Source organism: Natrinema sp. H-ect4, assembly GCF_041894845.1.
Lineage (GTDB): Archaea > Halobacteriota > Halobacteria > Halobacteriales > Natrialbaceae > Natrinema.
Genome location: NZ_JBHDYC010000009.1, coordinates 101,161 through 113,131 on the forward strand (window position 1 = coordinate 101,161; position 11,971 = coordinate 113,131).

The 11,971-nt window shown below is 47.0% G+C and carries 15 protein-coding genes; 3 read left to right on the plus strand and 12 right to left on the minus strand.

All coding sequences use genetic code 11. From position 1 onward, the window contains the following. Positions 1 to 76: 76 nt before the first annotated feature. From ACEWFR_RS13070 to ACEWFR_RS13090, 5 genes are all read right to left on the minus strand, one after another. The gene (locus ACEWFR_RS13070; protein WP_374061455.1) at positions 77 to 706 is read right to left on the minus strand and encodes a hypothetical protein; all 630 of its coding nucleotides are present in this window, start codon (positions 704 to 706) and stop codon (positions 77 to 79) included. Further along, positions 696 to 968: a hypothetical protein gene (locus ACEWFR_RS13075; RefSeq protein ID WP_374061456.1), complete on the minus strand. Its 273-nt coding sequence runs from the start codon at positions 966 to 968 to the stop codon at positions 696 to 698. Before ACEWFR_RS13075 ends, ACEWFR_RS13070 begins: the two co-directional genes overlap by 11 nt. After that, positions 965 to 2,524, minus strand: a complete 1,560-nt coding sequence (locus ACEWFR_RS13080; RefSeq protein WP_374061457.1) for a hypothetical protein — start codon at positions 2,522 to 2,524, stop codon at positions 965 to 967. The genes ACEWFR_RS13075 and ACEWFR_RS13080 overlap by 4 nt, the downstream gene beginning before the upstream one ends. Before the next feature lie 15 nt (positions 2,525 to 2,539). Beyond that, positions 2,540 to 2,980: a hypothetical protein gene (locus ACEWFR_RS13085; RefSeq protein ID WP_374061458.1), complete on the minus strand. Its 441-nt coding sequence runs from the start codon at positions 2,978 to 2,980 to the stop codon at positions 2,540 to 2,542. Between the two features lie 299 nt (positions 2,981 to 3,279). Continuing rightward, entirely contained in the window at positions 3,280 to 3,564 is a 285-nt protein-coding gene (locus tag ACEWFR_RS13090) for a hypothetical protein (protein ID WP_374061459.1), read from the minus strand. A gap of 219 nt (positions 3,565 to 3,783) precedes the next feature. Here ACEWFR_RS13090 and ACEWFR_RS13095 point away from each other — a divergent pair, with 219 nt between their 5' ends. Next, positions 3,784 to 4,905 carry a tyrosine-type recombinase/integrase gene (locus tag ACEWFR_RS13095; protein WP_374061460.1) on the plus strand — a complete coding sequence of 374 codons (1,122 nt, stop codon included), beginning with the start codon at positions 3,784 to 3,786 and terminating at the stop codon, positions 4,903 to 4,905. Positions 4,906 to 4,932: 27 nt separating this feature from the next. Here the strand turns inward: ACEWFR_RS13095 and ACEWFR_RS13100 are convergent, their stop codons facing one another. From ACEWFR_RS13100 to ACEWFR_RS13130, 7 genes are all read right to left on the minus strand, one after another. After that, the gene (locus ACEWFR_RS13100; protein ID WP_374061461.1) at positions 4,933 to 5,724 is read right to left on the minus strand and encodes a hypothetical protein; all 792 of its coding nucleotides are present in this window, start codon (positions 5,722 to 5,724) and stop codon (positions 4,933 to 4,935) included. Continuing rightward, positions 5,721 to 6,008: a C1 family peptidase gene (locus ACEWFR_RS13105; RefSeq protein WP_374061462.1), complete on the minus strand. Its 288-nt coding sequence runs from the start codon at positions 6,006 to 6,008 to the stop codon at positions 5,721 to 5,723. The genes ACEWFR_RS13100 and ACEWFR_RS13105 overlap by 4 nt, the downstream gene beginning before the upstream one ends. A 347-nt stretch (positions 6,009 to 6,355) precedes the next feature. Further along, a complete protein-coding gene (locus ACEWFR_RS13110; protein WP_374061463.1) occupies positions 6,356 to 7,342 on the minus strand; it encodes an ImmA/IrrE family metallo-endopeptidase in 987 nt (328 codons plus the stop codon). Beyond that, positions 7,339 to 7,689: a helix-turn-helix domain-containing protein gene (locus ACEWFR_RS13115; RefSeq protein ID WP_374061464.1), complete on the minus strand. Its 351-nt coding sequence runs from the start codon at positions 7,687 to 7,689 to the stop codon at positions 7,339 to 7,341. The genes ACEWFR_RS13110 and ACEWFR_RS13115 overlap by 4 nt, the downstream gene beginning before the upstream one ends. Beyond that, positions 7,686 to 8,009: a hypothetical protein gene (locus ACEWFR_RS13120; RefSeq protein WP_374061465.1), complete on the minus strand. Its 324-nt coding sequence runs from the start codon at positions 8,007 to 8,009 to the stop codon at positions 7,686 to 7,688. Before ACEWFR_RS13120 ends, ACEWFR_RS13115 begins: the two co-directional genes overlap by 4 nt. Before the next feature lie 131 nt (positions 8,010 to 8,140). Next, a complete protein-coding gene (locus ACEWFR_RS13125) occupies positions 8,141 to 8,788 on the minus strand; it encodes a 4'-phosphopantetheinyl transferase superfamily protein (protein WP_374061466.1) in 648 nt (215 codons plus the stop codon). Positions 8,789 to 8,845: 57 nt separating this feature from the next. After that, positions 8,846 to 9,409 carry a hypothetical protein gene (locus tag ACEWFR_RS13130; RefSeq protein ID WP_374061467.1) on the minus strand — a complete coding sequence of 188 codons (564 nt, stop codon included), beginning with the start codon at positions 9,407 to 9,409 and terminating at the stop codon, positions 8,846 to 8,848. Positions 9,410 to 9,571: 162 nt separating this feature from the next. Between ACEWFR_RS13130 and ACEWFR_RS13135 the strand changes: the two genes are divergently transcribed. Both ACEWFR_RS13135 and tmk read left to right on the plus strand, forming a co-directional pair. Further along, positions 9,572 to 10,564 carry a nucleotide kinase domain-containing protein gene (locus ACEWFR_RS13135; RefSeq protein ID WP_374061468.1) on the plus strand — a complete coding sequence of 331 codons (993 nt, stop codon included), beginning with the start codon at positions 9,572 to 9,574 and terminating at the stop codon, positions 10,562 to 10,564. Between the two features lie 77 nt (positions 10,565 to 10,641). After that, entirely contained in the window at positions 10,642 to 11,205 is a 564-nt protein-coding gene (tmk, locus tag ACEWFR_RS13140; protein WP_374061469.1) for a dTMP kinase, read from the plus strand. Positions 11,206 to 11,971 lie beyond the last annotated feature (766 nt).

The following is an 11,971-nucleotide window of genomic DNA, read 5'->3' on the forward strand; positions in this document are numbered from 1 at the left end:
CCGACTCTTCTCGAACGAACGGGTTACTCTCAAAGGATTTCAACAAGGCCAAAGAAGAAGAGAAAAATGAGGTGCTCTACTGAGGGAGGATCTCGTTTTCGCGGAAGTGTTTGAGGTTGTTCTCGAAGGTCTTCCGATTCATCCCTGTCACGTCTGCCAATTGGGCAGTGGTAACTGAGTGTTCTCTACCTATTTCCTCCACCGCCGCTTTGAGACAGGACCCGGCGATCGCTACCTTACTCCTAGACAATCCGTTGTACTTCTCGACAGCTTCACAGTACTTCTCAGCAGTTTCAACTACATCATCACTGGCTTCAACGTTCTCCAATTGACGGACGATGTAGTCCAGGTACTCGGTGCTGCGGACCAGGGAAAGATCGATTCCTTCCTGCTTCCTCAGTTTCTTCACATCTTCCCTCACGTATCGGCTGATATCTTCGTCTTTGTCAGCGGTGAACAGGTTGTCCTGAGCTTCGAGGTAGGCAACGATCATCTTCTGCGTCCTCGGCTCATCATTAAGACGAGAGGCAACGTGGACTGCCGCTGCTGGCAGGTACTGCTCGTATACCTTGAACTGGTCTCTATACGCTTCTACCAAGTCAACGGCTTTGTCAAGAGCATCTTCGCTGAGATCAAGTCCGTGACCGATTTCGTAGACCTTCTTCAACAGGTCATTCCGCTCGTTATCCGGTGTTTCAGTGTCCAAAATCAGGCATCACCTCTTCGAACTCCTTCCGAATCGGGTTCCCGGAATCCTCGAATACGGGGTCAAGCAGTTTGACCGCCAAGTAGAATACGACGGAAAGTGGGATTGTGAATATCAATACGTCTGGCCTGAACAGCAGGCCGACGTGGAAGAAACCGGGGAAGAGAAATCCGTACAATGTGCCGATAACGGTATTGACGGTAAGGAAGCTCACAGCCGTACCCAGAAGCAAACGGAATAGATAGCCGAGAAGCTTCCTCACTGATTACCACACTCTCGGTTGACGACCTGTTCTACGGTTTTCTGTTTCTTGTGCCAGTCACTCGGGATGCTTGCTGAGACAAAGAGATCGTGCTTGTCTACCACTTCATCGTTCTTCGTCTCTATCTTGTGGTTCAAGGCATCCTTCTGAGAATCAAAGACCGCCTCGGGATCCGGGGCACAAGTGGTGCAGATTAGTTTGTGAAGGCTGTCGTAGTACAGGTTGGACAGCTTGAATGGGCCGAAAACCTCGTACAAGGTCTCTTTTCCTTCTCTCTCTGTGGTTTCGACTCTCTTACCTTCTTTCGCTTTATGATTTGAGAGCTGGTTCCATACTGCCTGGTACTCCTCATCTTCCTCAGAGGCCTCAAACCCGAATATGACCTGTGTCGCTTCCGGGATAGAGATACGACCGTATTCCTGGAACGCTTTGAGGACCTGTGCTTCGATGTCGAGTTCGTCTTTCTCCCGGATTTCCTGAAGTGTATGCCGTCCCTGGCATTTAGAAAAATCCTTGCGGTCATCACTGATCTGTTCTACTGGTTCCAAGTCCTCTGGCTCGGTGACTGTGGAGGGGTCGCCTGGCTCTTCGATTTCAGATTCCTCTGTCTCGTTGACGGTCTCTGATTCAGGTTCACTACTGGCTGTGGAGTCCTGGTCTTCTGTTTCTGGGAAGCGGTATTCTACACCGAGACCGTCTTTCTCCTTCTTATCTAGTTCGTCCCTGAAGTCCTGCATGATGTTCTGGACGGCTACGTAGGTGTCTGTCCCTGACTTGGCCTTGTATCCGAACAGTTTCTCGCAGATCCCGGAGGTACCGATCGGTCCGTTCTCCTTGATGACCTGTTTTACTTCCTCAGCTCTCTGTTCTCTGCTAAGCTGGTTGAAGCTGCTGACAGAGCGGAAAAGGCCTTCACCCTCGTCTTCTTCCTCGTCTGTGGTATCGCTTTCAGCGGTGTCCTCGTCTGGTTCTTCTTCGTCGACGTCGTTCTCGTCGTCTACTGTTTCCGAAGATCCCTGCTCCTCTTCCCTCTGGGTTTTCTGCCTCAAGGCCTCTAACTCGTCGTCGACGGAAGTGGCGTACTCGTCGACGTCCTCGATGTATTCCTCTAACGCCGTTACTTGTTCACGGAGCTCTCCGAGGTGACGGGATACATCCTCTGGCAGATCATGGACTGAGTCCTCAAGTTCCTGGATCCTGTCTATGACTTCGGCGAGCTGACTGTCTTCACCTCCGCCGAGTTCATCCTCGACCCGGTCAACTCTCTCGTTGAGTTCCTGGACGTTTTCTGCAACAGTCGTAATAACCCCGTTCAGTTGCTCAACCCTGTCATCTTCCTGCTCCTGTACCGATCGGGACAAGACTTCTGTGTCGAATCCTTCCCTCCGGGCTAAGAACTCGAGGTTCGCAAGAACTGTCTCCAGGTCCTCTTGTTCGCGTACCTCGACATCTGCTTCAAGGCCTTGTGCGTTGATTTTGATAGAAGATTGTTCAGCCGCTTCCTCATCGTCGACGGCCTGCTTGACTCGTGAATGATCGTCTTCGTCGTTTACCAAAACTAAGTTTACACCCTAAATTTGAGTAGCATCTGTTCTTTTCCTACCCTCACCGTGATCTAAGTCATCCTCTTCCCAATTGTTATCAGGTGTCTCCTCAGGTTCTAAAGGATGAAGGATATCTTCAAGATCTCCGTCCCCAGGATATCCTGACTCATCAAGAGGCTTTACCCAGATTACAGCTATTGGAAGGTCCTGCTTGTATTCCTCTATCCAGCTTTTCTGATTACCGCTCAAATTACCGGACCATGATTTGACCTCTACAAAGAAAACATCCTCAATTAACGTGTCTACAGGATCGCTATAGGTCCTAGTCTCGATAGTGAGCCTATCGAAGTCCTGATGACCTACCTCATTTACTTTTACTTTGGATATCCTCGGCAAAACATTTGATAATCCATAATAGTCCTTCATCTTATAGACTAAAAGATCTGGAACTCCTCCCTTGCAGAGCATAGTGACATCCTTGCCAGCTTTTCTCTCTATGTATTTTCGGATGATATTGTCTTTATCTCTATGGCGGAGAGTGTGGGTGGAGAGGTTCTGTACTTCATATCCGTTTCTTCTGTAGACATCGGCTATGAGCCCTTCTTTGCTCTTCCCGTTGCCGGAACCAGTGGTTAGTTTGAGCGAGTAGTTCTCGTAGTAAGGTTGGTAGAACTCAAATTCGTAGGGTTCAGTTGTGAATGATGCTGGTTTTTCTATTCTTGCGTTATACTTTTGGAGTTGGTCCTCTTCGATTATTTCTCACCTTTCTACATGAGTTTCCAGTAGACGGTGGCATTGCCACCGGTCTCTTGGCTTCTTTCCTCTATTTCTACCTGTGAGTTTTCTACTATCCATTCGCGGCCTTCAAGCAGTAGAGATCTGCAGTAGCTTTCACTCATGTCGTCTACTTTTTCTGGTGCGATCTTGCTGGCGAGGGTAGGGGTATCGAGTTCAGATCCTTCCTCTTTCAGCACTTCTTCTGCTGCTGATGCCAGGGCTGTGTGTGAATCAAGGTGTGTCTTGAACATCCCGTATTCTTGTGTGTCTGACATATGGTCTAATGGGGAAAACACTCTTTTAAATATAAGGTTAGAATAGGCTTATCTATAAACTTATAATAAGGTTAGAGTGGAAAAATAATTCCAAATTCTCAGTGCTCAAAATCCAGCTACAGAGAAAAACAGAAAAACGGATTTAGAAATAGAGTGTTTTACAGATAACATAGTATTATCTGGAAAAGGGATAAAAGCACCCACAGACCAAACACCACTATGGAATCAAACATAGTAGACTACACAGAGGAAAAAGAGAAAGCAAGAAAAAACGCCCTCAAACCAGATGAGGTCAGACCCCTGATATCAGAAGTAGAGGGGGAGGAAGAGGACTTCAGAAACTGGATCGTAAGCGAAGATGAAAAAGACAACTCGATAAGCACCTTCAAAACCTACTGGAACAATATACGGAAGCACCCCCATTTCGACATACTGACCGAGCCCGACTACGACATAGACGGCCTGATCTCCACCTACACCGAGTCAGGAAGCGAGAGAACACACCTCAGACAGTACATCAAGTTCCAGTTCCAACGTCGCAGAGACTTCATCGAGGAAGAAGCAGATATAGATGAGTTGGAGCAGTACTTCGATAAAGATCTCACCACCAGGACTCGAGCCATTTCCCTATTCAAGAAGAAGAAAAACGAGATACTGGAGCTCATAGAATCCGAGGGCAGCAATGACCAGGACGAGGGTCCTGATGTCAAGTACCATTACATCTACAAGGAGGACCTAGTCGAGCTGTTGCGGAAGGCTCCTCCTATCCGAGCAAAGTTCTGGGCGACATTGTACCTACTTGGGGCACGGTGGGGAGAGGTGAAACGGTTGAAACCAGAGCATCGTCTCCCTGATTACAATGATGACCACGGGGCATACCAGATTGAGAAAAACCGTACCAAGTCAAAGAAGGCTCACAAGAAGGTGCTGTACACTGGTTTAGTTCCGAAGATTCTCGAGGATGTCCCGATCGGGGACTGGGTTGACCCGGAGACTGATGAAGAGTGGGAGTCTGTGTACTTTCCTGACCGGAATAATAGCGATGAGAACTACCAGCTGGGGAAGGAAGTCAACGGGAAAGTGTACGGTTTGGCTGGGGAGATCGGTATGGAACCACGTACTCTGCACAGCTTCCGTCACACGAGGATAACCGACCTTCTCAAAGCGGAGGGAAGACCTCTTTCTGAGGTGCAGGACAGGTCCGGACACGAGGACAGCAAGACCACGAATGACTACAAAGAGGTCAACCTGAAAAAGCAGCCTACGTCACTGGAGCAGTACTGCGAAAAGCACGATATCGACCTCATGGAAGTGATAAACGCGGCGGAAGATAATAACTAAATACAGATCTTCAGCCTTGTGCCAGAATCAGTCAAAGGCACTCAAGGAATGGTTATTCATATCACGATACCATCTGTCTACAAGATCAGTGAACTTTCCTTTCTTTGGCTTATCATCATCAATCATCGCCCTGCTTGAATGAACTACCAGTTGTCCGACTCCTGCATCGACTTCATTGGCTACACAGGACTGCAAACGGGCCAATCCAAGCAGATTCCCTATCACCTTGAATCTGTAATCATGGGAGCGGTATAATGCTGTTAGGTGCACATCGCCCTCATACAGTTTGAAAGAAAGATGCGAAAGACAGGGCAAACCACGGATCTTATTTCGATCAGTGGAAGGGTCATACAAGGACATGCCAAAAGACCCGGCGCTAAGGTCAATATCATAACATGAGTGGAAGGTTTGGCCGTCATGATTTGCCCTGTGCATTTTCTCTATCAAATCTTTAAGCGGATTGAACGTTTCTCCTGTTTCTGGGTCTTTGCGTTTAATCATCCGCTCAAAATAGGTTCCCCACCTATTATGTTGCATGTCATCCAGTTGTTCTGGATATGTCTCATATACTCCCTCCATACCCTCCCGAGTATAGAGCCAACCCGGGAAAATCCACTCTGCAACCGTATGGATCGGCTCCATATCCGCTTCATCATATAACCCATTGAGTTCCTCGAATACTTCGGAGGTGTCCTCGTGTTGTTCATCTGGCGAGTCAATATGCAAAATCACGTCCTGCTTATAATCATCGCTCATGACAGAGTTCGTCGCTTGAATCCATGCTTCAAGACGTGTCTCTTCTTCATGTACCTCCGTCATCCGCTTTCACCCCTTCTCAACACTAATACGTCCTCCAAATTATTCTCAAGGAAAGAATTATCTAACCAGGCATGTCCAGAATTTGCCCAATCCTCACCCCAACTATTCCGTATTAAAACAACCGTCTCGCCTTCATAATCGGCCAGTCCTACACCTATTACTGCATGAAGTCCTTGAGGTTGTCCAGCTGAGAATACCCATGGAGGTTTAGGGGTGTAAAAACCCTCAGTTAAACTGACTCCCAAGATCGGTAGCTTTGACTCAAGAATCGCCTCTTTTACCATTGAGGGAGAAGAGCTGCCTTGGCTAGAATCAGATCGATAGAAAGGGACATCTGCTGGCGGAGACCAACTGCTCAAAGCTTGGCGATCCTCGAATGGAACTGACTCACAGTATTGGTTCTCTGGTTGGCCTTTTTCACTTAGAGCCTGTTGGACCTCTTCTATCTCGCTACCTGTGGTCAAGTCTGCTCCTGTAGCGTGATAGTGGAGTGTTTCCGCAGATAACGGGTTATCAAGATCCTTAATAACTCTGTGAACCGTGGATGTCGCGTAGGATAGACAAGTGGGTAACGGACCTTGATCCCGGACCTCAAAGAGATCATTTCGCCGGTCAATCTGTATATCGAGACTCACGTAGTTGCCCCCATGAGAGTCGTCTGTTTAATCCTGCGAGGTAGGCCTTTTTCTTCTCTCCCTCGGTTATCAATTGAGAACTCCACCTTCTGAATCACGTCATTATTCCAGGGCCTTTTATGCTGGAGCGCAAGTGTATGTACGCTTGGAGAATTGAACTGGAAACCTATGATTCGGGAGGAGAACGAGCCATATCCCTCCTCCATATCGCTCTCGTTGAGGAATATTTCGATTTCATTGTTATCATCTATGGTCTCCCAGCGGTAGCCTGAGGAAGAACGCTCTTCAAGCTCGAGGAGGAAGCGATCGTCCTCGCTTGCTTCCATTGTAAACCCTGCATCTTCCTGCGAGAGCGACCAAACATCTGCATAGGAATTGCTGAAGTCTCTATTCGGGATGAATGAGTTCTTTATATCCTTGACTATTTTTTTATCATCACGATATTGTTGCGCCTTGCTGCGCTTGAGCAGATCATGATCAACTAGTGCCCAGCACGTTGCTTCAAAACTAATCCCCAGCCTTAATGATAACTGGTAAATCCATTCTGGCTCTTTCAGCTTGTCTCTTGACCAATCTTGGCGTTCAGCATTTCTCTTGATGAGGGTGAATGGAGCTAGTAGTTCTGATGCAAATGTGTCTGCTGCGATTTCTTCTACAGGTCGATCACTACGTCCAGTGGCTCGCTGGCTTAAGCCAACCTCTTCATCGAATTTGTTCTCGTGGCCTAAGACAATGTGACCGATTTCATGAGCGAGTGTGAATCGCTGGAGATGGCGAGGAAGATTTGACTTTATTAAAATCCCCTTCTTTTCTCCAATAGAGATAGCTCCACCCCACATGTTATCCAGTGGTCGAAACAAGACTGGGATATCAAGCTCTTCACTGACTGTTATCAGATCAAAACAGATCTGTGATTCATCTATGTGTTCTCGAGTAATGGAAGTAGCTTCTTTTACAGCATCTAAGACTTCCTCTCTACTCATTCTCTTCCTTCCGAGGGCCATCCTTTTAGGAACTTGGCGAATCGTAGTACCTCCTCTTTGTCCTCATCTGCCAAGTCCTGAGAAGCACGGGCAAGTAGGTCTATCTGTCTATTCTCCCCAGTCTTAGCTTCAAGATCGCCTGTCAGCTCATCAGTTGTTGTATTATATAAATCAGCTAAGCTCTGGAGTTGATCTGAGTCAATTTTCTTCTGTCCATTTTCAACTAACGCGATATATGACCGAGAGGCATTTAGATAGTCCGCGATCTCTTCTTGAGAATACCCTCGATATTTTCGGGCCTTCCTTAGCTGTCTTCCTAACTCTTCCCAATCGCCATCTTGAGTCATTGTTCTAATGTTTCCTGTGCTTCTTCGATCATTTTCGGGACGAGATGGTCAATTAAGTCGTCAATAGAACCATATCCGCCTTCCCTTATCATTGAGGGGTCGAAGTCGATATCAAGGTGCTTTTCGCAAACAGGTGCGGCTCTTGTAACCTCTTTTGAGTCAATTTCTGGCATGTGAGACCACACACCGCCGTCTTCCACTAAGCCATCATCCTTTCCCGATCCCCATTCTTCGTTCCGCTGGTTCCACCAGTCCCGAAGCTCGCGTTCCAACTCCTCTCTCCTTTTTGACAAACTCTGAGAATCAGGAGAGGAACTCATTCGTGTTAGGAAAACTACCCCATGGCGACTTATAACCTTCGACAGTATACCGAATTTCACCTGCTAAAATACACTCTCCACCACTCCTTAGAAGTCAAATTAGCCAGAGTATCAACCGATATTAAAGAAGGCTATCTCTCAGTCGTAAACTGAGCTGCTGATACGATCCAACTCCCTTGGTAGGCACATTGGACATCTACTTCCACAGATCCAGGACATTCAGCTACTCCCTCATCGATATCATTTGAAGACCTATCCCAAACAAGATGTACATCGTCAAAATCAATCACCTCACGTTTGACTGGGTAATATGCCTTATATACCGCTTCTTTAGTCGAAAAGGCTGCCAAGAGAGAAAGCTCTCTACCAGTATTTGGTGGAGTTTCTCCTTCCCTTGCAGTATGTAATAGGCCTTTTCCTCCTTTTTGGTTAAGCTCGACATCGATACCGATCGATCGGCAGTCATCTTCTCGGATAAGAACACCCAGTACTACAGCACCCTTATGAGCAACACTTCCTGTATACCCGTTTGGCCAGATTCGATCGCCTTCAGAGGTTTTCTTCAAAGGCGCTCTCTCTTCAACCCCAGTTGAGCAAAGAAGATCGTCAACTGTAGCTGTAACCGCTTCACTTCGAGTGCTCTGAAGCAGAGATAGCCTTTCTTGAGATGGGATTTCATCTGGATGTGGAAGCGACTCATCAAATGACCCTCCTGCTACGTAGGCTTCTGGAAGCAAGTTCTCCAAGGCAGATCTGGTTGGGTGGGAAAGAAGATTCACATGTAGAAAAACGCGTGGACAGAGAAAACACTCTCCGTAAGCATTACAGGTCCCAAATCACAGGATTGACTCTTCTTCAATCTCAGTCCACCTCTCATCTAACAGGGTTTCGAGCTCGGTGCCTAACTTATCTGTCGCAATCAGCAAATCGGAAAGGATCTGCACTGTCTCTTCTTCGAGTATCTGCCTAACATTCATTGGCTCCATGTGGTCCAGCGACTCCATTGCATTTGCCATTCGGCCAGCAGACGCTGCCATCTGATTGAATAGCCAATACTGTACTTCTTCGGAGTCGTCCATATCGTTCGTCTGATTCAGATCTTCAGCAATTGCTGCAGCTCCTTCCGAGTCAATCTCAAAGTTATTTTGGAGCTCCTTTCTAAGATCTAGGTTGAGTGTATTCGCCGCTGCCAATGCAACGATTATACTGTCAGCGAGTGTCTTTTCAAGTTGTTCTGTCCGTCTCTTTTCGTCGGAGTATTCCTTGGAAAGTCGGCCTACGTACTTCGAAAAGTGCAGGACGTAGTGATTCATTCTATCTGGATATGATATATTGAAAATGTCTTGGTGGAATCCTTTGTCGTGCTCTTGCTGGCGTTTTTGAAGATCAAGCAATTTCATGTTAGCACTCATGTCGTACTCCGGGTAATGATGTCCGGTACCAATTAACCTTTGGACATGTGAAGGTAGCAACCGCATTGACTAATCCGGATCTCTGCCGGAAGGTTCAAATAGCATGCAATGTCCTTTTTAAACATAGAATCTATGTCTGAGTCGGTGTCAGTGGTTGACAAAATTGAAGACGAATTTGACGACAAATTGCTTGATCTGTTTTGGCAATTTATCACTGAACGCCAGCAGGTATGGCATCGTAGGGTGATTGAAGAAAAGCCGTCGCCGTGGACAGATAACGAAATCTTGAAGCAAAACCGGTTCACTAATGTCTACCGTCAGCTGGATCCGGGGACACAATATGTGATTCAGAATATCCTGGAAGCAGATGCTCCTCGAGAAGATAAAATTTTCAATGTGATGATGTACCGGTTGATTGGCCGGCTCGAAACACATGAGGATCTTGGCTTCCAGTCATTGGATTCCTTTAATGCGGAGACCTTCGAAGAAGAGTTGAAATATCGGAGAGATGAGAAGGGAGAAACCGTGTTCACCGGTGCCTATATGGTAGCTGGTTATAGCCAGATGGGATCCTCTGATAAAGTCGAGAATGTCTCAACTCTATTTGGCAGAATCAGTTCAGGTATAGAATATTTCAATGACCTGATCTCCGCCAATTCGGCAGAAGATGCCTATAATCTGATTCGCTCGCAGCCGGGGTTCGGTAACTTTCTCTCATATCAAGTACTAGTCGATCTACTGTATCCTGTTGACTACTATGGCGGCGAGTCTGTTCTCCCGTTTTCGGTCAATAATTGGTCGTCTCCTGGACCAGGAGCTCAGAAAGGATTGAAGCGCCTTATCGGAGATTTCAATGAGTTTGACCGATTGGAGGTTATGCGCTGGCTTCAACAGAATCAGGACCAGGAGTTTGATCGATTGAATCTTGACTTCCCATATCTGATGGCTGAGGATGGAGAAGATGTTAGACTCTCATTGGCAGATATCCAAAACTGCCTTTGTGAGTTCTACAAATACCACAAGATTCTGAACTCGGACGGTCGTGCTCGACGTCGCTTCCGAGACTCAGAGGCTCGGTCTGCTCAAGAGTTGAGATCTATTTACGAGTCTGCCCCTAGCTTCTCTATCAAGAAAACTCGTTAAGTGACCGTTCTATCCGCCTGTGTTGCCGTTATTTGCTACTGACAATATTTATGTGTCAGTCAGATATTGTTGGTCGTATGGATTTTGATAGCCGGTTCATCGTTATTGAAGGAATAGATGGAGCGGGAAAAACGATGGTTAGCAATTATCTCTCTGAAAGGTACGATCAGTGCTATATGACTCAGCCAGAGGATAGCTGGGTTGGCGAGGCAGCTCGAAAGGCGTTAGAGGAAGATGTTGAACCGAGTTGTGATCTTTTCCTCCATATGGCGGCACATGCGAACCAGCAAGCCAGATTGAAGCCTCAATTAGAGAAGTCTGGTGTTGTGATGGACCGGTATTATCATTCACGAGTTGCCTATCAGGCGGTTCAAACCCAGTTTTCGGCAAGAGAGATTGAAGAGATGCATTTGGATTGGTCTCTTCAACCTTCGGAAACCATTATTTTGGATCTGCCTCCTGAAACCGCTCTTGAAAGAAAGGGTGGGTCGCAGGATAAGTTTGAGAAGATCGATTTTCTATCTGATGTTAGATCTGTTTATAGGGATTTCTTTGAGGACCGTGATGATGTTACCTTTGTTGATGCGCGTAACTCTGAGGAAGAGGTCATTAGGATAGTTGAGTTAGAGATATTTGGATAAGAGTAGTTTACTTAGGTACGGTTGTTTTCTGACTTCCGTACTTTCTCGCAGTTGTGAAAACATATATAAACAATTATTTGCAATTTACTAGTAACAGGACTCGAAGTCCTCCAGAGGCCTTTCCACGGGCCTATGACTGGGGGCAAAGTCTTGGAAAGGCAAATATTGATTTTTTGCCTGTCTCTCCCCTGCGTTGAAGGTCTTGTCTTGTAGTGGATGACCAGAGGATCAAAACCCCTCTTCCTCACTGGATTCACACAGGACAGATCTTCATTTGAAGGGTGAAAGCACAGGCAGTCTTTCTACAGTCCTTCTCTCAAGGCCTTTGGAGGTGTACAGTTGCAGTTTCATAGGTAACCTGAAAGGTGCCGCAGCTGGCCGTATTCCATTCACCTAGCTCTCTGCTTAGATCCCAGAGACGGGGTTTTGAGAGATCGGGCCGGAGGCAGAGCCCTAAAGTAGCGAAAATCTGTGGCTGTAAGCAGGATCACGTCCTGCCTGACCTCCATTCCGCAGCCGGGTACTGGTCTTAGACCCTCAGGAAACGATGGTCCAAGGCCTGACATAAGCCGTCACCTGACCTACAGTCCGGCTGTTACATATTTCAGCGCCCGTAGTGTAGAAGACCTGATGTCAGGAGTAACAGACAGCTTGGACGAAAAACCCAGTTAGCTACTATGGACTCCTAAGTTGCTGTGAAGGCGGATCGGTCAGGCAATACTAACGTGGTGTTGCTGCGAGCTTATCATGCCCTCGGAGTGACCTG